Genomic DNA, 24,377 nt, shown 5'->3' on the forward strand with positions numbered 1-24,377 from the left:
AGGGGTGTGATGGAAAAAGAAGGTAGTTATGCAATATCCCTCCGCCCCTGTGGTTGAAACGCGCTACGGCGCACTGGCTGGTTTTACTGATGATAATGTTCATGCGTGGTACGGCATTCCCTACGCCGCACCACCCGTCGGCAACGGGCGCTGGCGCTCTCCGCGTCCGCCCGAGCGCTGGGACGGCGTACGCCAGGCGTCGGCGTTCTCTTCCTCAAGCTGGCAAAGCAGCGAATATTGTCAGGAGCTGGGTGGGGGCGATCCCGGCCAGTTTTCAGAAGATTGTCTTTATCTTAACGTGTGGTCGCCCGTTGACCGCGTTGAGCCGCTGCCGGTGATGGTCTGGCTGCACGGTGGTGGGTTCACGCTCGGCGCGGGTGGGTTACCGCCCTATAACGGCAGGGCGCTGGCGGAACGCGGCGTGGTGGTGGTCACCCTCAATTACCGTCTTGGTCATCTCGGCTTTTTCGCCCATCCTGCGCTGGAGGGGGAAGAAGATCGCGTGGTGCATAATTTTGCCCTGCTGGATCAGATCGCCGCTCTCGGATGGGTGCGGGACAATATCGCCGCCTTTGGCGGCAATCCCGAAAACGTCACGCTGTTTGGTGAATCAGCTGGCGCACGCAGCGTGTTGTCGCTGCTGGCCTCGCCGCTGGCGAAAGGGTTATTTCATAAAGCGATTGTGCAAAGTGGCTATACCTTGCCGGATACCCCGCGCGAGCAGGCCCTGCGAAAAGGGGAAGCGCTGGCCGCGCATTTTGGGCTGGAGAACGCGACAGCGGAGCAGCTGCGTGCTATTCCACCTGAGTCGTTCTGGCCGTTAACGGCACCGCTGAATATCGCCCCGGCGCCTGTCGCCGGAGATTGTGTGCTGCCGGAGCCGATGCTGGACGTCTTCTTTGCCGCCCGTCAGCAGCCTGTCCCCATCATGATTGGCTCCAACAGCGACGAGGCGAGCGTAATGGCGGTGTTTGGCATCGATCTCGCCGGACAAATTCAGAAGCTCCGCCGGGAGCGGCGCTTTGGTCTGGGACTGATCAAGCTGCTCTATCCAGGCGTGAAAGGCGATGAAGAGCTGGGAAGGCAGGTGTGCCGGGATATGGCGTTCACCACCATGGGCTATGTGGTGATGCAGGCCCAGCAGCGCGTCGGCGCGCCGTGCTGGCGCTACTGGTTTGACTATGTGGCCGAAGCGGAGCACGCCACCTATATCAACGGTGCCTGGCACGGTAACGAGGTGCCGTATGTGTTTGATACGCTCGGAGAGGTGGAACCTTCACGTCAGTATGTGAACGCGCGTGATTTACAGTTCGCCGCCCACGTGGCCGACTACTGGGTGAGTTTTGCCCGCGATGCCGGGCATCGTGACAGCCTGCCTGGGCCGACGCACTGGCCAGCCTGCCGTAAAGGGCGTGACGTCCTGTTACGCATTGGTGTGAATAAGCATGCAGGTTTTAAGCTTGGAAACCGCTTTATGCGCGCCCGCATGAGCCTCTTTAAACGGGTGATGAAGCACCACGTTAACCTCGATTAAGCAAACAGGCACGAAATGCGGCCAGGCCGTTTTCCGTGCCTGGCGCTTCGCGCAGCACCAGCCGGTAGCTCGCACCGGTTTTGATGCTGGTCGCAAAAGGCCGCACCAGCCTTCCTGCGCGGATGTCCTCTTCCACCAGCGTTTCATCGGCGATGGCGACGCCCAGCCCCTGAATGGCCGCCGTAATGGCGAGATCCATCGTGTCGAAGTGTTGATTTTTGTGCATAACAACGCCCGGCTCATCCTGTTTCGCCAGCCACAATGACCAGTCGGTTTTATCCCGTGTCGGGTGAAGAAAAGTCAATGAACCCAGTCCGGCTCCCGCCCGCAGCGGGCTGAGCACCGGAGTTAACGCCTCTTCGAACAGCAGATCGCCCGCGCTCATGTGCGTGCCAAACACGATGGCGGCGTCGTAGGATTCGGTTTTAAAGTTGACGTTATGATCGGTGGTGGTGGTCAACGCAATTTGCAGATCGGGCTGCTCGCGCTCTACCTCCAGCAGGCGCGGCACCAGCCAGCGCATGGCGCAGGTGGGCGCTTTAAGTCGGATCACCGTATGCTGGGCGCGGGCCCGATCGGCCACGTTCAGCATCTGTTCGAAAGCGGATTGTAGCTCCGGCAGCAGGGCGCTGCCCTGTGAAGAGAGGCGCAGCCCGCGCGCGTGGCGCTCAAACAGCGGAAAGCCAAACCACGCTTCCAGAGCGGCGATTTTACGGCTCACGGCTCCCTGAGTCAGACAAAGCTCTTTGGCGGCATGGGTAAGATTCAGGTGACGCGCGGTCACTAGGAAGGCGTCGATGGCATTGAGCGGGAGCGAACGGCGCGACATAAAAACACCTCAGCTATGCATTTTTCTCATGGCTATTATGACAACAATTCGATTGTCCCGGCAACGGCGTTGTTGTTTGAATAGTTATGCAATCCCCATGAGAAGGATAAATGATGACTCTGAAGACCGCGGTACAAACCCGTTCCAAATTACCGGATGTGGGTACCACCATTTTTACCGTAATCGGCCAGCTTTCTGCTCAGCACAACGCCATCAATCTTTCTCAGGGCGCACCGAATTTTTCCTGCGACCCGAAACTGATTGCGGGCGTAACCCGCGCAATGGAGGCAGGGCATAACCAGTATGCCGCGATGACCGGCCTGCAGCCTTTGAAAGAGCGTATCGCGGAGAAAATTGCCACCCTTTACGGCACCACGTATGACCCGGGGCGCGAGGTGCTGGTTACCGCCAGTGCCAGCCAGGGGCTCTATTCCGCCATCAGCGGGCTGGTGCATCCGGGCGATGAGGTGATCTACTTCGAACCGTCATTTGATAGCTACGCGCCGATTGTTCGCCTTCAGGGCGCCACCCCGGTCGCCATCAAACTCACGGTGCCGGATTTTGCCGTGAACTGGGATGAGGTCTGCGCGGCCATCACCCCCAAAACGCGCATGATCATCATCAATACGCCACATAATCCAAGCGGGCAGGTGTTCTCCGCGAATGACCTGCAGCAGCTGGTGGCCGTGACGCGCAATACCGATATCATTATTTTGTCTGACGAAGTGTACGAGCACGTCGTTTTTGACGATGAGCCGCACCACGGTATGGCCACACACCCGCAGCTGGCGGAGCGTAGCGTCATTATCTCTTCCTTCGGAAAAACCTATCACGTTACCGGATGGCGCGTGGGGTACTGTGTTGCACCGGCGGCACTGATGGAAGAGATTTGTAAAGTGCATCAATTTTTGATGTTTTCTGCCGATACGCCAATGCAGCATGCGTTTGCCGAACATATGACCGATCCGCAAACCTGGCTGTCGCTGGCGACGTTTTATCAGCGCAAGCGCGATCTGCTGCAAACTTTGCTGGCTGAGTCGCCGTTTAAACTGCTGCCGAGCGCGGGCTCGTTCTTCCTGCTGGCAGATTACAGCCCATTCAGCGATGAGCCCGACAGCGAGATGGTGAAACGGCTGATCGTTGAGTGCGGTGTCGCGACCATTCCACTATCCGCTTTCTATACGGATGGTACGGACAATAAATTGATTCGTCTCTCTTTTGCCAAAGATGAGGCGACGTTACGGGCAGGTGCCCAGGCCCTGTGTCGGGTTAAACCACGCTAAGGAGTTTGAGATGAAATTACGCGCGTTAGTTGTCGGCATGGGACTGCTGTGTACGTTTTCGTCATTCGCGGCCACCGAACTGCGGTACGGACTGGAAGCGGAATATCCACCGTTTGAGAGCCGCAATGCCTCCGGCGAGCTGGAAGGGTTTGACGTTGAATTGGGGAATGCCATTTGCAAAGCCGCAGCGCTGAAATGCACCTGGGTGGAAACATCCTTTGATGCGTTGATTCCGGGGCTGGTGGCCAAGAAATTTGATGCCATCAACTCGGCGATGAACATCACCGAACAGCGGCGCAAAAGTATTGATTTTACCCAACCTATCTACCGCATCCCCTCGCAGTTAGTGGGCAAGGCCGGAACCGCAGTAGAGGCGACACCTGAAGGGCTGAAGGGCAAAACCATTGGCGTGTTGCAGGGTTCCATTCAGGAAACCTATGCCAAAGAGCACTGGGAAAAGCAGGGTGTCACGGTAGTGTCGTATAAAGATCAGAATATGGCGTGGGGCGATTTGCTGAATGGCCGCATCGACGCCTCGCTGGTGATGTCCGCGGCCGGGCAGGCAGGGTTCCTGAGCAAGCCGCAGGGGAAAGGGTTTGGCTTTATCGGCAAACCGGTGTCTGACGACACCATCCTCGGCAGCGGGATCGGCTTTGGGCTGCGCAAAGGAGATGAGGCCACCAAAAAGCAGCTTGATGCCGCGATTGATAAAGTTCGTGCCGACGGCACGATCGCAAAACTCGCTGATAAGTACTTCCCGGGTATCGATGTCAGCGTAAAATAACCACCTCATTTCGCCCCGGTTGTCGATGTCGCACCGGGGCATTTTTCTTCACACTTTCCAGGCTTTCTTTACACCACTTTCGGGCCGTTCTGGTCGACAGAAAATATTTCTCACTTTGCTCATATAATCACCGGCCAACAATTGGATTCTTAACCGTTTTTGTTTAGGCTGTGCGTTCTTTCTTGCCGTCATTTCGCCGAGCGCGAAACACATTCACACGACCATAAGGACGTTTTTCCAGGCATGAATCGCAGACGTTTTTTACAAGGTTCGCTGGCAATGGCAGCCCTGAGCGGCACTTCTGGCCTTGCTTCACTGTTCTCCAGAGCGGCCTATGCCGCTGACTCTGACATCGCCGATGGCCAGAGCCGTCGTTTTGACTTCTCCGTACTGCAATCCATGGCCCATGACCTGGCGAAAACCCCGTGGGGTGGTGCGCCGCGTCCGCTGCCGGAAACGCTGGCAACCATGACGCCGCAGGCCTATAACGCCATCCGGTACGATGAAAAGCAGTCCCTGTGGAATAACATTGAAGGCCGTCAGCTTGACGTGCAGTTCTTCCACATGGGGATGGGCTTCCGCCGCCGCGTGCGGATGTTCTCCCTGGATCAGTCGACCTCCCAGGCGCGTGAGATCCACTTCCGCCCGGAGCTGTTCAGCTACGGGGATACCGGGGTAGATACTAAACAGCTGGAAGGGCAGAGCGACCTCGGTTTTGCCGGCTTCCGCGCCTTCAAAGCGCCTGAGCTGGCGCGTCGCGATATTGTCTCTTTCCTCGGCGCGAGCTATTTCCGTGCGGTGGATGACACTTACCAGTACGGCCTGTCGGCGCGTGGTCTGGCGGTGGACACCTTTACCGACACGCCGGAAGAGTTTCCTGATTTTACGGCCTTCTGGTTTGAAACTGTCAAACCGGGCGACACCACCTTTACCGTCTATACGCTGCTGGACAGCCCAAGCATTACCGGTGCCTATAAGTTCGTGATCCACTGCGAGAAGAGCCAGGTGATCATGGAAGTGGAAAACCATCTCTATGCGCGTAAAGACATCAAACAGCTCGGTATCGCGCCGATGACCAGTATGTTCAGCTGCGGCAATAACGAGCGCCGTATGTGCGACACCATTCATCCGCAGATCCATGACTCTGACCGTCTTGCCATGTGGCGCGGTAACGGCGAGTGGATCTGCCGTCCGCTGAACAACCCGCAGAAATTGCAGTTCAATGCCTTTGTCGATAAAAATCCGAAAGGGTTTGGTTTGCTGCAGCTTGACCGGGATTTCTCCCACTATCAGGACGTGATGGGCTGGTATAACAAACGCCCAAGCCTGTGGGTGGAGCCGCGTAACGACTGGGGTAAAGGTGCGGTTGGCCTGATGGAGATCCCGACCACGGGTGAAACGCTGGATAACGTGGTCTGCTTCTGGCAGCCGGAAAAAGCGGTCAAAGCGGGCGATGAGCTGGACTTCAAATATCGCCTGTACTGGAGCGCCATGCCGCCGGTACGTTCCCCGCTGGCCAACGTCTTCGCGACGCGTACCGGTATGGGTGGCTTCCCGGAAGGCTGGGCGCCAGGTGAACACTACCCGAAAGTATGGGCCCGCCGCTTCGCCATCGACTTTGTCGGCGGCGATCTGAAAGCGGCCGCGCCGAAGGGGATTGAGCCGGTGATCACGCTCTCCAGCGGTGAAGCGAAGCAGGTGGAAATCCTCTACGTTGAGCCGTTTGACGGATACCGCATTCTGTTTGACTGGTACCCGACGTCGGATTCGACGGAGCCGGTGGATATGCGCCTGTTCCTGCGCTGTCAGGGCGATGCCATCAGTGAAACCTGGCTGTATCAGTATTTCCCGCCAGCGCCGGACAAACGTAATTACGTTGACGACCGGGTCATGCGTTAACGATCGATTCCCTCTCCCTTCGGGAGAGGGTTAGGGTGAGGGGCAATGACCGCAGCAAAATTCGAAATTATCCCGGTATCAGACGCTATCGAACTTCGCGCCGTCGAAGAGCGCTACACCGCCGATCTGCACTACCTCGTTGTCAAAAACCGCACCTTTCTGCAAACCGCGTTTGACTGGGCGCAGCACGTGGGAACGGAAGAAGACACCCGACGTAACGTGCAAAGCAACCAGATGCTACATCAGCGCGGCTACGCGAAAATGTTTCTTATTTTTCAGGCGGACGAACTGGTGGGCGTGCTGTCGTTCAATTCCATTGAGCCGGTTAATAAAACGGGCTACATCGGCTACTGGCTCGATGAAGCGCATCAGGGGAATGGGATCCTCTCCTGCGCCTTGCAGGCATTTATGCGCTACTACGTTGAGCGGGGCGAGATCCGCCGTTTTGTGATCAAGTGCCGGGTGGCGAATCAGAACAGCAACAACGTTGCGCGTCGCAACGGCTTTACCCTGGAAGGGTGCCTGCGGGAAGCGGAATACCTCAATGGCCGTTATGACGATGTGAACCTTTACGGCAGAGTTTTCCCCCTATAGCGCGCCCAGCAGGGGCGTGCGGGTGATTCGACTCTCGCCGTTAACCACTTTTTCGCCGCGCAGGTTAATGCTGTCGCCGTCGAAAGCCTCAATGACGGCATCGTCGGTGATTTCAACGTGGTGCTCAATCAGTACGTCGCCGCTTATCCGCGCCCGTCCCTGAATCACGACCTTATCATCAATCATGATCGGCCCCCCGCGTAGCCACGCCTGACCGCCAATCAGCACGTGGTGCTTAATTACACAGTTGCCTTCCACCACCGCATTCTCAGCCACCTGAGAGCTGTAGCGCACGGTAGGAATGGCATCGTCGTCGAATCCAGCAATCAGGCGCGCGTTGCCGTACACTTTTGCGCAGTCGCAGACCCAGACGTTATTGATATCGTTCCCTTCAAGAATCGCCTTGTCGAACACCTCGGCACGGTGCTCAATAAAGGCATAATTGACGATGGCCTCGCCGTAGATTTGCGCCTGATGCACCACGCGCGACTGGCTGACGGTCGCGTTGTCGTAGATTTTAAGGATCTGCTCCTGGTCTGGGGTTAAGCCTTTGGCGGCGATAATCATGCTGTTATGCAGCACCCGGGCATCACCAAAAATATGGCATTCCCCCCGTACGGTGGAGTTCTGAATGGTGACGTTGTCACTTATCTGCGCACCATGGCTCACGTTTGCCCCGTCCAGCCAGCTGTTGCCGCTAATATAGGCATGGTCGCTGACGACGCACGGCAGGGTCAGACGGGCATTACCGGAGACGGTCGCACCGGCGAAGACCACGCTGTTTTCGTCGTAGATCCAGCAGTTCCCCTCCTGAGACAAGGCGCGTTCATCCTCAATCCAGCCGCCTTTCGTCCCGGCGGCTACGTCATTAAAATCTGTCGTGGCGATAATCTGTTTTAATGTAGCCGAGTGGGGCGTTTCGCCGTTTTTCCAGTGCCAGAGCCGGGTTTCATCGCTGAGCCGATACTTTTTCATCGTGTTATCCCTGGTGAGCGTCTTCACTAAACGTAGCAAACTTTCAGCTTTGCGTTGTGCTGGCATCCGAGGCGGAAACACCTTAAAATGGCATTTCAAATACATTTTAAATTTTAAAATTAATGAATAAAAATGACGAAACCCGGCAGGTACTTAACCTGCCCGCAGGTTATTTTGGCATGGTCCTTGGCATCATCGGCATGGGGTTCGCCTGGCGATACGCCAGCACCCTCTGGCCAGTTACGCGCTGGCCGGGTGAGGGGCTGGTTGCCCTTGCGGTGGTATGTTGGTTTTTACTGACGGTGGCGTTTATTACGCGCGCGGTGCGTTTCCCGCATAGCGTGCTGGCGGAAATGCGACACCCGGTGATGAGCAGCTTTGTCAGCCTTTTTCCGGCCACCACGATGCTGGTTGCCATTGGGTTTGTCCCCTGGTACCGCCCGGTTTCGCTGGTGTTATTTGCCGTGGGCGTGGTGGTGCAGCTTGCCTATTCAGCCTGGCAAAGCGCCGGGCTATGGCGCGGTAACCATCCTCAGGAGGCGACAACGCCGGGGTTATATCTGCCTACGGTGGCAAACAATTTTATCAGCGCGATGGCGTGTGGTGCGCTGGGGTATAACGATGCAGGGTTAGTCTTCCTCGGCGCAGGCGTCTTTTCCTGGCTCAGCCTGGAACCGGTTATTCTCCAGCGCCTTCGCAGCGCGGGTGAACTGCCCACCGCACTGCGTACGTCGCTGGGTATTCAACTGGCCCCGGCGCTGGTTGCCTGTAGCGCCTGGATTAGCGTCAACGGCGGGGAAGCCGATACCTTTGCCAAAATGCTGTTCGGTTATGGCCTGTTGCAACTGCTGTTTATGTTGCGTCTGTTGCCGTGGTATATGTCTCAGCCGTTTAACGCATCGTTCTGGAGCTTCTCGTTTGGCGTGTCGGCTCTGGCAACCACCGGTCTGCATCTGGGGCACAGCAGCGCGTCAGGCTTTTTCCACGCCATTGCTGTGCCGCTCTTTATCTTCACTAACTTCATCATTGGGATGCTGTTGGTTCGTACATTCATCCTGCTGATACAGGGCAAACTTCTGGTGCGCACTGAGAAAGCACGGCTTATGCAATCTGAGGAACAATAATGGCTGTCGACGAAAACTACTTCACCGAGAAATATGGACTCACCCGTACCCATTCAGAGGTGCTGTACTGCGCAGAGATCGTTAAGCCCGGTAAAACGCTCGATCTCGGCTGCGGCAATGGCCGCAACAGCCTCTATCTGGCCGCTAACGGTTACGATGTGACGGCGTGGGATAAAAACCCCATGAGCATCGATAACATCGAACGCATTAAAGCGGCGGAAGGGATAGCGAATCTGCAGACGGCGATCAAAGACCTGAACAGCCTGAGCTTTGCCGGGGAATACGATTTCATACTCTCCACCGTGGTGCTGATGTTCCTTGAAGCGAAAACCATCCCTGGTTTGATCGCCAATATGCAGCGCTGCACGAAACCGGGCGGTTACAACCTGATTGTGGCCGCCATGGATACCGCGGATTACCCTTGTACCGTCGGCTTCCCGTTTGCATTCAAAACCGGCGAACTGAGCCACTATTACGAAGGCTGGGATCTGCTTAAGTACAACGAAGATCCCGGCGAACTGCACCGCACCGACGAGAACGGCAACCGCATCAAGCTGCGCTTCGCGACCCTGCTGGCGCGTAAACCCGCTTAACGGGCGGCCAGCAGACAGAGCTGCAGGGCAGTGTGGTAAGAGGCCTCGAACGACGACAGCGGCAGAAACTCAAACCGTGAGTGGAAATTGTGCGCGCCGGTGAAGAAGTTCGGGGTTAACAACCCTTTGGCTGAAAGCGCCGCGCCGTCTGTTCCGCCGCGCATCGGGGTGGGTTTGGGGGTGATGCCAAGGGATTCCATTGCCGCAAACATCAGGTCAATGGCCCGGCGATCTTCCCCAATCGCATTGCTGATATTGCTGTAGGTATCCTCAATCTGGTACTCCACCTTTGCGGTGGGGTGTCGGGCGGCAATCAGCGCCGCGACGTCGGCAATCTGCTGCTTACGGGCGGCAAAGCTTGCCTGATCGAAGTCGCGGATATTCGCTCTCAGTACGGCCTCGTTTTGCCCAGCCTGAATGCCGTTAAACCAGATATAGCCCTCACGCCCCTCGGTGCACTCCGGGGTTTGCTGGCGGTCAAAATGGTTAATGAAATCCGTCGCCATCAGCAGCGGGTTCACCAGCACGCCTTTGGCAGACATGGGGTGCGCGGTGACGCCGGTAAAACGGATTTCTGCCGCCGCCGCGTTAAAGTTTTCATAGACAATTTCACCCAGCTCGCAGCAGTCAATCGTCCAGGCAAAATCAACGTCGAAGCGCTTCAGATCCAGCGCTTTTGCCCCCTTCAGGCCAATCTCCTCATCCGGCACAAACGCAACCACGATATCCCCATGCTGATGCGCCGACGTCAGGTTTTCCAGCAGGGTCATCACCACGGTCACGGCGGCTTTATTATCTGCGCCTAATACGCTGGTTCCATCGCTGAAAATAATCTCTTCGCCGGGATAGGCCAGAATTTCCGGGTGCTCATTGACGCGAAGCCAGATCTCTTTCTCTTTATTCAGACAGAGGTCTTCACCAGTAAAGGTTAATATTTGTGGATGAATATCCGGTGATAATCCCACGTCAACGGTATCAATATGGGTAATAAATCCAATCCGCGGCGCGCCGGGCACATTGCCTTTTTTTACCGCGGTGACCGTGGCATATTCATCGATGACAATGTCGTCTAAGCCCAGCTGTGTCAACTCTTTGGCCAGTTCTCGCGCCATCTCATGCTGGCCCGGAGTGGAAGGGAGAGTACTGACTTTTGCATCGCTCTGGCTGGTGATGGCGAGATAACGGAAAAAGCGTTGTGTTAATTGTCTGGAAAGCGGCGAGCCCATAGTGTTTTCTTCCTTATTTATTTTTCGGGTGTTTGCTCTCTCACTTTAATGTTATTTATGGAATGGCAAAAGAATTAATTAGCCGTCGAATTAAAAGACAGGAATAAATGATGAAAAGCAAACTCACAACGTTAACTCTGGCACTCGCCGCGCTCACGGTCAGTTCCACCGTGGCCGCGAAAACGCTGGTGTATTGCTCCGAAGGGTCTCCGGAAAACTTTAATCCTCAGTTATATACCTCGGGTACCAGCGTGGACGCCAGCGCGGTGCCGGTCTATAACCGGCTGGTTGATTTCAAACCCGGCACCACGGAGCTGGTGCCGAGCCTCGCGGAGCGCTGGGAGGTGAGCGAAGACGGCAAGGTCTATACCTTCCATCTGCGCAAAGGGGTGAAATTCCAGAGCAATAAGTCCTTTACGCCAACGCGCGACTTTAATGCCGATGATGTGATTTTCTCGTTTATGCGCCAGAAGGATGCGAATCACCCTTACCATAACGTCTCTAACGGCAGCTATTCCAACTTTGAAAGTCTGGAGTTTGGCAGTTTAATCACCGCGATTGATAAAGTGGATGACCATACCGTGCGCTTTACCCTGGCGCACCCGGAAGCGCCATTTGTCGCCGATCTGGCGTGGTATTTTGCCTCCATTCTTTCGGCGGAATATGCCGACGCGATGCTCAAGGCGGGCACGCCGGAGAAGGTGGACATGGAGCCCATCGGCACCGGCCCCTTTAAGCTGGCGCAATACCAGAAAGACTCCCGCATCCTGTTCACCGCCTTCCCGGACTACTGGCAGGGGAAATCGAAGCTGGATCGGCTGGTGTTTACCATTACGCCGGATGCGTCGGTCCGTTTTGCCAAAATCGAGAAAAACGAATGTCAGGTGATGCCGTTCCCGAACCCGGCCGATCTGCCGCGGATGAAGGCGAACAACGATATCAATCTCATGAGCAAGGCGGGGGTGAATACCGGCTTCCTGGCGTTCAATACCCAGAAGCCTCCGCTGGATAATGTGAAAGTGCGCCAGGCGCTGGCGATGGCCATCAACAAACCGGCCATTATTGACGCCGTGTTCCACGGCACTGGCACGGCGGCGAAGAACCTGCTGCCGCCGGGGGTATGGGGGGCCGACAGCGAGCTGAAGGATTACGAATACGATCCCGAAAAAGCCAAAGCGCTGTTAAAAGAGGCCGGTTTTGCCAACGGTATCAGCATCGATTTATGGGCGATGCCGGTGCAGCGCCCCTATAACCCGAATGCGAAACGCATGGCGGAGATGATTCAGGCGGACTGGGCGAAGGTGGGCGTGCAGACCAAAATCGTCACCTACGAATGGGGCGAGTACCTGAAGCGAGTGAAGGGCGGTGAGCACCAGGCCGCGCTGATGGGCTGGACCACGGCGACCGGCGATCCGGACAACTTCTTTGGTCCGCTCTTTACCTGCACCTCCGCGAACGGTGGTTCAAACTCGGCCAAATGGTGCTACAAGCCGTTTGATGACATTATCGCCGAGGCAAAATCGATAACCGATCATGACAAACGCGTGGCGCTGTATAAGCAGGCTCAGCAGATGATGCACGATCAGATGCCCGCGGTGATGATCGCCCATTCCACGATTTTTGAACCGGTTCGTAAGGACGTCACGGGCTACGAAATCGACCCGTTTGGCAAACATATCTTCTGGCAGGTGGATATTAATCAGTAATTTTTTACTGCCCGGACCGTCTCCGGGCAGACTTTTCGCAATTTGTGCTCTCAGCATCATTTTTTGTCACAACGCACCCGCCTGACTTTTGCTATAACTTCAAATGCATACTTGCAGATAACATGGAAAACCATCATGCGTACTCACACTTTTTTTAAAGTTGCAGTGCTTTCTGGTCTGTTGGCGCTGGCGGGGTGTTCATCCAAGGTCGCCGCGCCTGAACAATACTCCGGCTTTTTGAAAGATTACTCAGGCTTGCAGCAAACGACATCCGCAACGGGGAAACCAACCCTGCGTTGGGTCGATCCTTCTTATAACGAGGCGAATTACGACAGTATCATCTGGACGCCAATTACCTATTATCCGACACCTAAACCAACCACCCAGATTGGTCAACGTACGCTTGATGAGCTGTTAAATTATACCAATAACAAGTTGAAAACCGCGATTGGCCAACGCAAGCCAATTGTGACGACGCCGGGCAAACACAGCCTGATTTTCCGCGGGGCGATCACCGGGGTGAGCTCGCAGAAAGAGGGCCTGCAGTTCTATGAAGTGGTGCCTGTTGCGCTGGTGGTGGCAGGTACGCAGATGGCAACCGGCCATCGCACCATGGATACCCATCTCTTTTTCGAGGGTGAGTTGATTGATGCGGCAACGAACAAACCGGTAATCAAGGTTGTTCGTAAAGGTGAAGGCAAGGAGCTGAGCAATGAAAATACGCCAATGACCTTCGCGACGCTGAAGCAGGTTGTTGATGACATGGCGACGGACGCCACCATGTTTGATGTGCATAAAACAGCGAAATAATCATATACGGCCTGCAAGCGCAGGCCGTTTTTTTATGCCGTACGCAGGCGTCGGAACCAGGTTTCCGGTCTGGTAAACATCACCATATTCCCGCCCAGAATCAGCAGTAACCCGATAATGCCGTTAATGTGCCAGACGTAGCCTTCATACACCGTGGAGATGGACAGCGCCACCAGCGGGAAGAGCAGCGTACTGTAGGCCGCTTTGCCCGGACCAATGCGTCCGACCAGGGTGAAGTAGGCACCAAAGGCAATCACCGAACCAAACAGGGCCAGATAGACCAGCGCCCCCATGTAGCTCATCGTCCATTGCGGCGCGAAGCTGTCGCCTCTGAACAGCGCAATGCAGCCCATCACCAGCGTGCCGTAGAGCATCGCCCAGGCATTGGTGGTCATGGTCTCAAGCCCTCTGCGCTGATGACGCATGCTGATCATATTGCCCAGCGAGAAGCCATAGGTACCGAGTGCGGAAAGGCCAATGCCCGTCAGCAGCGATACGCTCCAGCCGCTGGCCAGCAGATCGTCCCAGAAGAGGGTGATGATCCCCACCAGACCGAGTGCGGCTGCCGTCCAGAAACGTGCCGGCGGGCGTTGCCCGAAGAAAATAAAGCTGTTGATGGCGTTATAGAGCACCGCCATGGAAAATATCACCGACTCCAGGCCAGTGTTGATATGCGCCGCGGCCGTGTAAAAACACCAGAAGTTGAAGCAAAAAACACAGCATCCCTGCAGCACGCAGAACAGATGATCCCGCAGCGCCAGTTTACGCAGGCGACGCAGCGCAAGCAGAACCACCATCATCGTGGCGCTGGCCAGCGCAAAACGCCAGAAAATGGACACCGGAGCCGCCACGGGACCCTGCTGCAGAAAAATCGCAATCCAGGTCGTCCCCCAGATAACCACCACCAGTCCGTATAACAATGCGTTCATGTTTTCTCTCTTCTCAAACCACGGAAACCCAGAGTATGGCGACGGGGGCGTTGACAGGCTTTCACCGTCCTGCGGTGGACTTGCAAAATCTTGCGCTTTTTTCTGTTCCGGGGTCTGGCAACGGAAGACAACAATTCTTAGACTGACAGTCTGATTCACAGACGCGCTAACGGTTATGTCACACGCTTACGATACCTTTGAAACGCTCCGCCAACAGAACGCCGTGCTGCGGGAAACCGTTGCGCTCAATTCCGGTATCCAGCTGGCGGCGTGGTACAACAAGCGCGACACGATCACCGTAAAAAGCAATCATCACACCCTGAGCCTGTACGTGGCGGACGGTTACGAAAGCTATCAAAAAACGCCGGGCGGCTGGAAAAACGGCGGTGGGCCGGATCGTTTTTGTCTGATGCCGAAAGAGAGTGAATCGACGTGGGATATTCGTGATGACCTGTCGTTTGTTCACCTCTACTGCACCGATGACCATCTGCGCGATGTGGGTGAAAAAATCTGGGACAAACGCCCGCTGTCGTTGACGCTGGATGAAAAAATCTTTGGCAGCGATGCAAAAATCACTGCGCTCTATCGTCAGTTTTTGCTCGGCTGTGACTGGCAGCAAAAAGCCAACCAGCTGACGCTCAGCACGGCCTCGACGCTGCTGCTGACCCATCTGCTGCAGAACTATTCGAATGTGCAGTGGAAATTGCCGGTGGTCACCGGTGGGCTATCGCCGTTTGTGCTGCGCAACGTGCTGGCCTTTATCGAAGAGAATCTTGCTCAGCCGCTCACGCTGGCTGAACTGGCGGCGCAGGCCGCGCTCAGCGAGTACCATTTCGCCCGCATGTTCCGCCAGTCAACCGGGCTGGCACCGCACCAGTACGTGATGCAGCGCCGCATGGAGAAAGCCAAAACGCTGGTGCAGCATACGGCGACGCCGCTGACGGACATTGCGCTCGCCTGTGGCTTTAACTCCGCCAGCCATTTCAGCAACCGCTTTCGCAGCGTGATGGGGATGACGCCTTCCCAGCTACGCGCGGCGAAGGCGTGATAAAACGGCGAAGCACACGCCTCCCAGCACCAGCCCCCAGAATGCCGAGCCAATCCCGAGCAGCGTCACGCCGCTGGCGGTCATCAGAAACGTGACAATCGCCGCGTCACGCTCCGTTTCGTTATGCAATGCCTGATACAAACTCCCGCTGATGGTGCCCAGCAGCGCCAGGCCTGCCAGCGTCTGGATCCAGCTCGGCGGAAGGGCCGCCATCAGCCCGGTAAGGGATCCACCGAATACGCCCGCCAGCAGGTAAAAGCCGCCTGCCGCCATCGCTGCCAGCCAGCGTTTACTGGTATCCGGATGCGCATCCGGGCTCTGGCAAATGGCGGCGGTAATGGCTGCAATGCAGATGGAGTAGACGCCGAAGGGCGAAAGCAGTAGCGCCAGCCCGCCGGTCGCGATCATCAGCGGAGATACCGCCAGTGGATAGCCCGACGCTTTCATCGTGGCAATGCCTGGCGCATTCTGCGATGCCATGGTCACCAGAAAAAAGGGCACGCCAATACTGACCAGGCTGGTGAGGCTAAACGCTGGTGCAATAAACTGTGGCATGACGAGGGAGAGGGTGAGATTGTTTGTGACAACGTCACCGCTCGCCCAGGCCACCACGCTCCCGGTGACCAGCGTCGCCACAATGGCGTAGCGTGGAGCCAGCGCTTTTGCGACCAGCCATGCCGCAATCATGCTGCCGCAGAGCAGAAAATGGCCGTCAAGGTGACTGAACGTCTGCAGGCCAAAGCGCAGCAATACGCCTGCCAGCATCGCGGCGGCAAGCGAATGGGGAATGAGTTTCATCAGGCGGGCGAAGAGTCCGGTCAGGCCGCACAGTAAGATCAGCCCATTGGCGAAAATGAAAATGCCGATGGTTTCTGCAAGCGTTATCCCGTGCAGACTGGTAGCCAGTAGCGCCGCGCCGGGGGTTGACCAGGCGGTGAGCACCGGGGCTTTATACCAGCATGACAGGGCGAGCGTACTGATCCCCATGCCGAACCCCAGCGCGGTCATCCAGCCGGCGATCTGCTGTGCGCTCGCGCCTGCCGCGGCAGCAGCCTGCCAGATGATAGCGGCCGAGCTGGCATAACCGACCAGAACGGCAACGAATCCGGCAAGAATGGCGGGAAAAAGAGGGGCTGACTGGCGCATAAAATCTCCGTTGTGCGTTATAACGTCCGCACTAAGGTAACACTGTGCGTTATAGCGTACAAGTGGTATGCTTATCCGCCTCGGGAGGAATCATGGACATCACACAACATCTTGCTACAACACTGAAGACGCAGCGCCAGGTGCGCGGCTGGAGCCTGTCAAAGCTGGCAGAAGAGACGGGGGTGTCAAAAGCCATGCTGGGACAGATCGAGCGTAATGAATCCAGCCCAACGGTGTCGACGCTGTGGAAAATTGCCACGGGGCTAAACGTTCCGTTCTCGGCGTTTATCACGCCGGAAGCAGACCGGCAGGCGGTGTTCGACCCGCAGCAGCAGGCGATGGTGGTGAAACCACTGTTCCCGTGGGACGAGACGCTGAAGTTCGATCATTTCTCCATCACCCTGGCGCCCGACGCCCTGAGTGAATCCACGCCGCACGAGGCGGGGGTGATTGAACACGTGGTGGTGATAAGCGGTGAACTGGAGATGAAAATTGACGGCGAATGGCGAACCCTTTACGCCGACCAGGGCGTGCGTTTTGCCGGGGATAAACCGCATGCCTACCGCAACAGCAGCAGCCGACCGGTGCATTTTCACTCCCTGATTCATTATCCCCGCTAAAGGCTCGCAAAACTGTTTCGCTGATGCATACTTCTGACTACAATAGCCGCCATTTTGACCATAACGGATAACGACGAAGTATGCGCCTGCAATCCCATCATCTTGAACTTTTAAGCCCGGCCCGCGACGCCGCCATCGCCCGTGAAGCGATCCTTCATGGGGCTGATGCCGTCTACATTGGCGGTCCTGGCTTCGGTGCCCGCCATAACGCCAGCAACAGCCTGAGCGATATTGCCGAGCTGGTGCCGTTCGCCCACCGTTTTGGGGCGAAAGTGTTCGTGACCCTGAACACCATTCTGCATGATGATGAACTGGAGCCTGCGCAACGTCTGATCACCGATCTCTACCACACCGGCGTGGACGCCCTGATTGTCCAGGACATGGGCGTACTGGAGCTGGATATTCCGCCGATTGAACTGCACGCCAGTACCCAGTGCGATATTCGCACCGTCGAGAAGGCAAAGTTTCTCTCCGATGCGGGCTTTTCCCAGATCGTGCTGGCGCGCGAGCTGAACCTGAATCAAATCCGCGATATTCACCAGGCGACGGATGCCACCATTGAGTTCTTTATCCACGGTGCGCTGTGCGTGGCGTATTCCGGGCAGTGCAATATCTCCCACGCGCAGACGGGCCGCAGCGCCAACCGCGGTGACTGCTCTCAGGCCTGCCGTCTGCCGTATACCCTGAAAGACGATCAGGGCCGCGTGGTCGCGTTCGAAAAACACCTGCTGTCCATGAAGGACAACGATCAAACCGCCAACCTGGGCGCGCTGATTGATGCCGGTGTGCGTTCCTTCAAGATTGAAGGGCGCTACAAAGATATGAGCTACGTGAAGAACATTACCGCCCATTATCGTCAGATGCTGGACGCCATCATTGAAGATCGCGGTGACCTGGCGCGCGCGTCTGCCGGTCGCACCGAGCATTTCTTTATTCCGTCGACGGATAAAACCTTCCACCGTGGCAGCACAGACTACTTCGTCAATGCCCGCAAAGGCGATATTGGCGCGTTTGATTCACCGAAGTTTATCGGTTTACCGGTGGGTGAAGTGCTGAAGGTCGCCAAAGATTATCTCGACGTGTCGGTGACCGAACCGCTGGCGAACGGGGATGGTCTGAACGTGATGATCAAACGTGAAGTCGTGGGCTTCCGTGCTAATACGGTGGAAAAGACCGGTGAAAACCGCTATCGCGTCTGGCCGAATGAGATGCCTGCCGATCTCTATAAAGCACGTCCTAACGCCGCGCTGAACCGTAACCTCGATCACAACTGGCAGCAGGCGCTGCTGAAAACTTCCAGCGAGCGTCGCATTGCGGTAGATATCGAGTTAGGGGGCTGGGAAGAGCAGCTGATCCTGACCATGACCTGTGAAGACGGCATCAGCGTCACGCATACCCTCGACGGTCTGTTTGAGGTGGCGAACAATGCAGAAAAAGCGCTCAATAGTCTGAAGGATGGCGTGGCGAAGCTGGGACAGACCATTTACTATGCGCGCAACATTGCGGTAAATCTGCCGGATGCGCTGTTCGTGCCAAATAGCCTGCTGAACCAGTTCCGCCGGGAAACGGCAGAGATGCTGGATGACGCGCGACTGGCGAATTATCCGCGCGGCAGCCGCAAAGCGGAAACCGTGCCAGCGCCCGTTTACCCCGAGTCACATTTATCCTTCCTGGCGAACGTGTATAACCATAAAGCGCGTGAGTTTTATCATCGTCACGGCGTGCAGTTAATTGATGCCGCCTATGAAGCGCATGAAGAGAAGGGTGATGTGCCGGTGATGATCACCAAACATTGTCTGCGTTTTGCCTTTAATCTTTGCCCGAAACAGGCGAAAGGCAATATTAAGAGCTGGAAAGCCACGCCAATGCAGCTGGTGAATGGCGACGAGGTGCTGACCCTCAAATTTGATTGTCGTCCGTGTGAAATGCACGTTATCGGCAAAATGAAAAACCATATATTCAAAATGCCACCACCGGGCAGTATTGTTGCCTCCGTGAGCCCCGACGAACTGATGAAAACCCTGCCGAAACGTAAGGGTAATTAATTAACGAAAGTGTGTATCCGGTTTGCGCGATTTTTGCCACAGGTGATGTTCGCGCAAACCCTCCGCTGATTCCTCCGCTGCGCTGCGTAATTCATCACTGTCTGCCTCGTGCCGAAGTTGATGATCAACATTCCTGACCCACAAATATTCATGGCCTTTGTGTCCTGCCATCAGCTGGCCGGAAAACAGGGCGCAGACCAGCATAATAAGCGTTAACCCCTTTTTGAACATGGACTTCCCCTTCAATAAAAATGCCACGCTAGCATGAACGTAGTTTCGTAGGGTTATTATTGGCATTTTCAAATTAGCGCAAAGAATATGTCATGTTGCGCGAACAGGATATATTTTGCGCTTAGTGAGATTTTTCCTAAAAAAGAATTATCTTTGTCATACCCTAAAATTTGGTATCAAAATATGGCAGAGGTTTAAGGATTAATCTTATATAATAAGATTTCTCTGACAAAGGAATGGATCTGATTCAATGAAAAAAGTCATGTCAATAGCGCTTCTGGTGGTTGCCGTTGGGGCTGTTGTAGGTATGAACGTTAACTGGAGTGGCGAACCGGATTATATTCAGTCAGCGGAAGCTCGGGTCGGTTCTTATTTAACCAGCGACTACGGACGCGTGGCGTGTAATAGCAAGCAAATTGATGACCAGCGTTGGGAATTAGGCTGTACCAATCCGTCGAAAGGTAAAACATTCCAGTTTGCTGTTTTCTCAGCAGATAAAGCACCGTATGGCGTCTCGCGTCCATTCTATCTGGAAGCGATTAACGATGATGCAAAACAGAGCGCGGAACAGGGCCTGATGCGCTACCTGCAAATTAATACCAAAGCGGGTTAATGGCTCTGTTTAGCTTTTGTTGAGTTCAGGCATGTTAGGTTGTTATTGATCCGCTGCCCGGCATGGAGTGTCGGGACGTAGACATGAAAATACAAATCTATCCATGCAAGCATTTACCGCCAGATAATGGCGGTTTTTTTTGCCTGCGAACCGGCCATCAGCGTGGCGGGCGGGCAAACTGTTTACGGTACTGGGCAGGGGAAAGCGCGAACTGCTGGCGGAAATGGTGTCGCAGGGTCGCTGCCTGACCAAAACCGGTTTGTTCAGCAATGCTGTCGATGCTGAGACGGCTGCTCTCCAGATAATCTTTCGCCCGTAAGAGTCGTTCATTAAGCAGCCAGCGCGCAGGCGTGGTGCCTGTGGCAGCCTGAAAGCGGCGCAGAAAGGTGCGCTGGCTCATGCCGACGCGACGCGCCAGCGAATCCACGCTGTGAGAAACGCTCAGGTGATTGTGCAGGAAGTCGAACAACTGTCCCAGACGCTGGCTCTCCCGCAGTTGTGCCACCGGGCGACTCAGCTGCTGCGGCTGGGAGCCATCCCGGTGGGGAGGAATCACCAGACGGCGCGCGACGCTGTTGGCGGTTTCCATACCGTAATCCCGTCGCACCACGTGCAGACAGAGATCGATGCCTGCCGCGCTTCCTGCAGAGGTCAGAATATCGCCTTCATCCTGATACAACACATCGTCGACCACGCCGATCGCCGGATAACGGGCTTTCAGCGCCTCAATATAGCGCCAGTGGGTGGTGGCTTTACGCCCGTTCAACAGACCCGACGCGGCCAGAACAAACACCCCGGAACAGATAGAAAGCAGCTGGCAACCGCGCGCGTTGGCCCGGCGTAATGCCTCGCACAACGACGCGGGAACAGGCGCATCCATCCCTCGCCAGCCCGGCACAACGATCAGGTCTGCCGACGCCAGCAGATCAAGCCCCCCGTCGGTCAGGATGCGGATCCCACCGGTTGCCCGAAGCTCACCGTCATCAATGCCCGCCACCGCAAAACGATACCATTCGTCGCCCAGCTCGGGACGTGGCAAACCGAAGATTTCCACCGCCACGCCGAATTCAAAGGTACACAAACCGTCATAGGCCAGTACCACCACCTGCGGGCGGGAAACCTGTCTTAAGTTTGTCATCTTTTTGCTGTTTTCTGGCATAAGTGGACGCATTCACGTGATCAATTTCTGGATAGAGTAGTGTTAACACAAACGCCAAAGATGAGGAAGGATCATGAGTTATGTTACTGAATTTCCGGCTGCCGAGCCGCAGGAAGCCGTCACCCATTTTCTGCGTCGCCTGAGCGTCGAAACGGACTGTGCCGATGTGCACCATGCGCTGACGAATAACGAGCAGGACTTTGTGTTGCTGCACGTTGTCGGTAAACCTGAGCAGTTTGCCCGTCGTCATGTGCCCGGCGCGATACATATGCCCTGGAGCCAGATCACCGAGGCGCGCATGGCGCAGTGGCCTGCCGATACGCTGTTCGTGGTGTACTGCGCCGGGCCGCACTGTAACGGCGCGGACAGAGCCGCGCTGAAGCTGGCGCGTCTCGGACTGCCGGTGAAAATCATGATTGGGGGCATCACCGGCTGGGAGGACGAACAGTACGCGTTTGCCAGTAGCGAAACCGCTGCCGCGCTGTGAACATGAATAATTTTCAACTGTCGTGAAATTTTCTCGTTTGCCGGGATAGAGCAGGTATGTCATCTTTTTTGGACATTTAGACATCCAGAAGTCTAAAGATTCAAGAGATGAATTATCACTGCTGGCAATTATCGCCGGCAGACAGAGGAGATTTCCATGCAGCGACAGCACGCCCCATACCGCGCCGATGTAGTCGGCAGTTTTTTACGCCCGGATGCCATCAAACAGGCTCGCCAGCAGTTTGCCCGCGGTGAGATTGATGCCGGGCAGCTTCGCGCGGTGGAAGATGACGCGATCCGCCAGGTGGTCGAACAGCAGTGCGCCTGCGGCCTGCACGTGGTCACCGACGGTGAGTTCCGTCGCGCCTGGTGGCACTTCGATTTCTTTGATGGCCTGCAGGGGGTTGAGCGTTACGATTCACAGCAGGGCATTCAGTTCAACGGCGTGCAGACCAAAGCGCACGGCGTGCGCGTCACTGGCAAGCTGGGCTTTGGCGATCACCCGATGCTGGAAGACTTCCGCTACCTGAAAAGCATCAGCGGCAACGCGCAACCGAAAATGACCATTCCCAGCCCGAGCGTGCTGCACTTCCGTGGTGGTCGCAAAGACATTGATGCCACGGTGTATCCGGATCTGAAAGACTATTTTGACGATCTGGCTACCACCTGGCGCGATGCCATCCGGGCATTTTACGACGCGGGCTGCCGCTATCTGCAGCTGGATGATACCGTCTGGGCCTACCTCTGTTCGGATGACCAGCGTCGTCAGATCCGCGAGCGCGGGGAAGATGCCGATGAGCTGGCGCGTACCTATGCCCGCGTGCTGAACAAGGCGCTGGAAGGTAAACCAGACGATCTGACCATCGGTCTGCATGTCTGTCGCGGTAACTTCCGCTCAACCTGGATTTCCGAAGGCGGCTATGAGCCGGTGGCCCAGGTGCTGTTCGGCACGGTGAACGTCGATGCCTTCTTCCTGGAGTATGACAACGACCGTAGCGGTGATTTCGCGCCGCTGCGCTTTGTCCGCCCGGGTAAGCAGCAGGTGGTGCTTGGCCTGATCACCACCAAAAATGGCGAGCTGGAAAACCCTGAAGGGGTGAAGGCGCGCCTGGAGGAGGCGGCCAGATACGTGGCGAAAGAGCAGATCTGCCTCAGCCCGCAGTGCGGCTTTGCCTCCACTGAAGAGGGCAACACCCTGAGTGAAGCCCAGCAGTGGGACAAAGTGCGTCTGGTCACACAGATCGCCAGCGAAGTCTGGTAATTCCGTCGTCACAGCGCTGCATTATAAAAGTGCAGCGCTGTACCATTCTGAGTCGTTCTCTTTACATCCCGCGTTACACATCCTGCAATAGCACGTTATTCATCCTGGCATCCTTTTTGCTCCTGTTTCGCTGAGACATTTTTCCGCGTCCATGCCGTAACGGACGTCTTCGCACAGCGTTCTTTTTCAGGAGTGAAAATATGCACCGTCGTACATTATTAAAAGCCTTCGCGTTGTCTGCGTCAGTCGTTGCTATGGGGATGAGTTTTGGCGCACAGGCGGCCGATACCATCAAAGTGGGGATTATGCATTCGCTCTCCGGCACGATGGCGATCTCAGAAACGCCGCTGAAAGATGTCGCCCTGATGACGATTGACGAGATCAACGCCAAAGGCGGGGTGCTGGGTAAAAAACTGGAGCCAGTGGTGGTTGACCCGGCCTCTAACTGGCCGCTGTTTGCCGAAAAAGCGCGTCAGCTGCTGAGCCAGGATAAAGTGGCCGTGGTGTTTGGCTGCTGGACCTCGGTGTCACGTAAATCCGTACTGCCGGTATTTGAGGAGCTGAACGGTCTGCTGTTCTATCCGGTGCAATACGAAGGCGAAGAGATGTCGCCGAACGTCTTCTATACCGGTGCGGCGCCAAACCAGCAGGCTATTCCGGCGGTGGAGTACCTGATGAGCGAAGACGGCGGTAGCGCTAAACGCTTCTTCCTGCTGGGCACGGATTACGTCTACCCGCGAACCACCAACAAGATCCTGCGCGCCTTCCTGCACTCCAAAGGCGTGGAAGACAAAGATATCGAAGAGGTCTACACCCCGTTCGGGCATAGTGACTACCAGACCATCGTCGCCAACATCAAGAAATTCTCCGCAGGCGGTAAAACCGCGGTGGTCTCCACCATCAACGGCGATTCTAACGTCCCGTTCTATAAAGAACTGGCTAACCAGGGGCTGAAAGCAACCGATGTCCCGGTGGTGGCATTCTCCGTTGGCGAAGAGGAGCTGCGCGGGATTGACACCAAACCGCTGGTCGGCAACCTGGCCGCGTGGAACTACTTCGAGTCCGTGGATAACCCGACCAACCAGGCCTTCGTGGCGGACTATAAAGCCTATGCCAAAGCCCATAAGCTGCCGAACGCCGATACCGTAGTCACCAACGACCCGATGGAAGCCACCTATGTCGGGATCCACATGTGGGCACAGGCGGTAGAGAAAGCAGGCACCACCGACGTGGATAAAGTGCGCGCGGCCATGGCCGGACAGTCCTTTAAGGCACCCTCCGGCTTTACGCTCACCATGGATGCCACCAACCATCACCTGCATAAGCCGGTCATGATCGGTGAAATCGAAGGTAACGGTCAGTTTAACGTGGTCTGGCAGACGGAAGAGCCGGTACGCGCCCAGCCGTGGAGCCCGTTCATCGCCGGGAATGATAAAAAGCCCGATCAGCCGATGAAGACCGCCAGCAACTAAGCCATTACCG

General features: G+C 56.0%; 23 protein-coding genes. 16 read left to right on the top strand and 7 right to left on the bottom strand.

Going from position 1 to position 24,377, the window contains the following annotated elements; translation table 11 throughout:
- The first annotated feature begins 28 nt into the window (after positions 1-28).
- The gene (locus PUZ33_RS02505) at positions 29-1,534 is read left to right on the top strand and encodes a carboxylesterase/lipase family protein (RefSeq protein ID WP_058680466.1); all 1,506 of its coding nucleotides are present in this window, start codon (positions 29-31) and stop codon (positions 1,532-1,534) included.
- On the opposite strand, the gene PUZ33_RS02510 is transcribed toward PUZ33_RS02505, so the two are convergent.
- A complete protein-coding gene (locus tag PUZ33_RS02510; protein WP_058680465.1) occupies positions 1,521-2,363 on the bottom strand; it encodes a LysR family transcriptional regulator in 843 nt (280 codons plus the stop codon). The genes PUZ33_RS02505 and PUZ33_RS02510 overlap by 14 nt on opposite strands.
- Positions 2,364-2,476: 113 nt before the next feature.
- On the opposite strand from PUZ33_RS02510, the gene PUZ33_RS02515 reads away from it, so the two are divergent.
- The 4 genes from PUZ33_RS02515 (at position 2,477) to rimL (ending at position 6,923) form a co-directional block, all read left to right on the top strand.
- Positions 2,477-3,646 carry a pyridoxal phosphate-dependent aminotransferase gene (locus PUZ33_RS02515; RefSeq protein ID WP_058680464.1) on the top strand — a complete coding sequence of 390 codons (1,170 nt, stop codon included), beginning with the start codon at positions 2,477-2,479 and terminating at the stop codon, positions 3,644-3,646.
- Positions 3,647-3,656: 10 nt separating this feature from the next.
- A complete protein-coding gene (locus PUZ33_RS02520) occupies positions 3,657-4,430 on the top strand; it encodes an ABC transporter substrate-binding protein (protein WP_014831878.1) in 774 nt (257 codons plus the stop codon).
- 243 nt (positions 4,431-4,673) lie between these two features.
- Positions 4,674-6,329, top strand: coding sequence for a glucan biosynthesis protein D (locus tag PUZ33_RS02525; protein WP_013096654.1), 1,656 nt, complete (start codon positions 4,674-4,676; stop codon positions 6,327-6,329).
- Positions 6,330-6,374: 45 nt separating this feature from the next.
- The gene (gene rimL / locus PUZ33_RS02530) at positions 6,375-6,923 is read left to right on the top strand and encodes a 50S ribosomal protein L7/L12-serine acetyltransferase (RefSeq protein ID WP_058680463.1); all 549 of its coding nucleotides are present in this window, start codon (positions 6,375-6,377) and stop codon (positions 6,921-6,923) included.
- Here the strand turns inward: rimL and ydcK are convergent.
- On the bottom strand, positions 6,918-7,898 hold the full coding sequence (gene ydcK, locus PUZ33_RS02535) for a YdcK family protein (RefSeq protein WP_058680462.1): 981 nt from the start codon (positions 7,896-7,898) through the stop codon (positions 6,918-6,920). The genes rimL and ydcK overlap by 6 nt on opposite strands.
- A 122-nt stretch (positions 7,899-8,020) precedes the next feature.
- On the opposite strand from ydcK, the gene tehA reads away from it, so the two are divergent.
- Both tehA and tehB read left to right on the top strand, forming a co-directional pair.
- Entirely contained in the window at positions 8,021-9,022 is a 1,002-nt protein-coding gene (tehA, locus tag PUZ33_RS02540; RefSeq protein WP_058680461.1) for a dicarboxylate transporter/tellurite-resistance protein TehA, read from the top strand.
- Complete coding sequence (tehB, locus tag PUZ33_RS02545) at positions 9,022-9,615, top strand: tellurite resistance methyltransferase TehB (protein WP_058680460.1); 594 nt, start codon at positions 9,022-9,024, stop codon at positions 9,613-9,615. The genes tehA and tehB overlap by 1 nt, the downstream gene beginning before the upstream one ends.
- Here tehB and pepT read toward each other — a convergent pair.
- Positions 9,612-10,841 (bottom strand): peptidase T, encoded by a 1,230-nt coding sequence (pepT, locus tag PUZ33_RS02550; RefSeq protein WP_058680459.1) that lies wholly within the window; start codon positions 10,839-10,841, stop codon positions 9,612-9,614. The genes tehB and pepT overlap by 4 nt on opposite strands.
- Before the next feature lie 110 nt (positions 10,842-10,951).
- Between pepT and PUZ33_RS02555 the strand changes: the two genes are divergently transcribed.
- Positions 10,952-12,547, top strand: coding sequence for an ABC transporter substrate-binding protein (locus PUZ33_RS02555; RefSeq protein ID WP_062676617.1), 1,596 nt, complete (start codon positions 10,952-10,954; stop codon positions 12,545-12,547).
- Between the two features lie 135 nt (positions 12,548-12,682).
- On the top strand, positions 12,683-13,357 hold the full coding sequence (locus PUZ33_RS02560) for a DUF3313 domain-containing protein (RefSeq protein ID WP_058680457.1): 675 nt from the start codon (positions 12,683-12,685) through the stop codon (positions 13,355-13,357).
- Positions 13,358-13,389: 32 nt separating this feature from the next.
- On the opposite strand, the gene PUZ33_RS02565 is transcribed toward PUZ33_RS02560, so the two are convergent.
- The gene (locus tag PUZ33_RS02565; RefSeq protein ID WP_014831885.1) at positions 13,390-14,286 is read right to left on the bottom strand and encodes a DMT family transporter; all 897 of its coding nucleotides are present in this window, start codon (positions 14,284-14,286) and stop codon (positions 13,390-13,392) included.
- A gap of 175 nt (positions 14,287-14,461) precedes the next feature.
- Here PUZ33_RS02565 and PUZ33_RS02570 point away from each other — a divergent pair, with 175 nt between their 5' ends.
- The gene (locus tag PUZ33_RS02570) at positions 14,462-15,334 is read left to right on the top strand and encodes a helix-turn-helix domain-containing protein (protein ID WP_013096645.1); all 873 of its coding nucleotides are present in this window, start codon (positions 14,462-14,464) and stop codon (positions 15,332-15,334) included.
- Here the strand turns inward: PUZ33_RS02570 and PUZ33_RS02575 are convergent.
- On the bottom strand, positions 15,314-16,480 hold the full coding sequence (locus tag PUZ33_RS02575; protein WP_058680456.1) for a benzoate/H(+) symporter BenE family transporter: 1,167 nt from the start codon (positions 16,478-16,480) through the stop codon (positions 15,314-15,316). The genes PUZ33_RS02570 and PUZ33_RS02575 overlap by 21 nt on opposite strands.
- 92 nt (positions 16,481-16,572) lie before the next feature.
- On the opposite strand from PUZ33_RS02575, the gene PUZ33_RS02580 reads away from it, so the two are divergent.
- Positions 16,573-17,100, top strand: a complete 528-nt coding sequence (locus tag PUZ33_RS02580) for a helix-turn-helix domain-containing protein (protein ID WP_058680455.1) — start codon at positions 16,573-16,575, stop codon at positions 17,098-17,100.
- A gap of 80 nt (positions 17,101-17,180) precedes the next feature.
- The gene (locus PUZ33_RS02585; RefSeq protein ID WP_058680454.1) at positions 17,181-19,145 is read left to right on the top strand and encodes a peptidase U32 family protein; all 1,965 of its coding nucleotides are present in this window, start codon (positions 17,181-17,183) and stop codon (positions 19,143-19,145) included.
- On the opposite strand, the gene PUZ33_RS02590 is transcribed toward PUZ33_RS02585, so the two are convergent.
- Complete coding sequence (locus PUZ33_RS02590; RefSeq protein WP_046887478.1) at positions 19,146-19,376, bottom strand: DUF2554 family protein; 231 nt, start codon at positions 19,374-19,376, stop codon at positions 19,146-19,148.
- A gap of 250 nt (positions 19,377-19,626) precedes the next feature.
- On the opposite strand from PUZ33_RS02590, the gene PUZ33_RS02595 reads away from it, so the two are divergent.
- Positions 19,627-19,989 carry a hypothetical protein gene (locus PUZ33_RS02595; protein ID WP_014831891.1) on the top strand — a complete coding sequence of 121 codons (363 nt, stop codon included), beginning with the start codon at positions 19,627-19,629 and terminating at the stop codon, positions 19,987-19,989.
- Positions 19,990-20,146: 157 nt separating this feature from the next.
- Here PUZ33_RS02595 and ftrA read toward each other — a convergent pair whose 3' ends face one another.
- Positions 20,147-21,148 (bottom strand): transcriptional regulator FtrA, encoded by a 1,002-nt coding sequence (gene ftrA / locus PUZ33_RS02600; RefSeq protein ID WP_058680453.1) that lies wholly within the window; start codon positions 21,146-21,148, stop codon positions 20,147-20,149.
- A gap of 73 nt (positions 21,149-21,221) precedes the next feature.
- On the opposite strand from ftrA, the gene PUZ33_RS02605 reads away from it, so the two are divergent.
- The 3 genes from PUZ33_RS02605 (at position 21,222) to urtA (ending at position 24,367) form a co-directional block, all read left to right on the top strand.
- A complete protein-coding gene (locus PUZ33_RS02605; protein ID WP_013096638.1) occupies positions 21,222-21,635 on the top strand; it encodes a rhodanese-like domain-containing protein in 414 nt (137 codons plus the stop codon).
- Between the two features lie 156 nt (positions 21,636-21,791).
- Positions 21,792-22,895, top strand: a complete 1,104-nt coding sequence (locus PUZ33_RS02610) for a cobalamin-independent methionine synthase II family protein (protein WP_062676619.1) — start codon at positions 21,792-21,794, stop codon at positions 22,893-22,895.
- 200 nt (positions 22,896-23,095) lie between these two features.
- Complete coding sequence (urtA, locus tag PUZ33_RS02615) at positions 23,096-24,367, top strand: urea ABC transporter substrate-binding protein (RefSeq protein WP_013096636.1); 1,272 nt, start codon at positions 23,096-23,098, stop codon at positions 24,365-24,367.
- Positions 24,368-24,377 lie beyond the last annotated feature (10 nt).

Origin of the sequence: Enterobacter cloacae complex sp. 2022EL-00981 (genome assembly GCF_028737495.1) — a bacterium.
Classification (GTDB): domain Bacteria; phylum Pseudomonadota; class Gammaproteobacteria; order Enterobacterales; family Enterobacteriaceae; genus Enterobacter; species Enterobacter cloacae.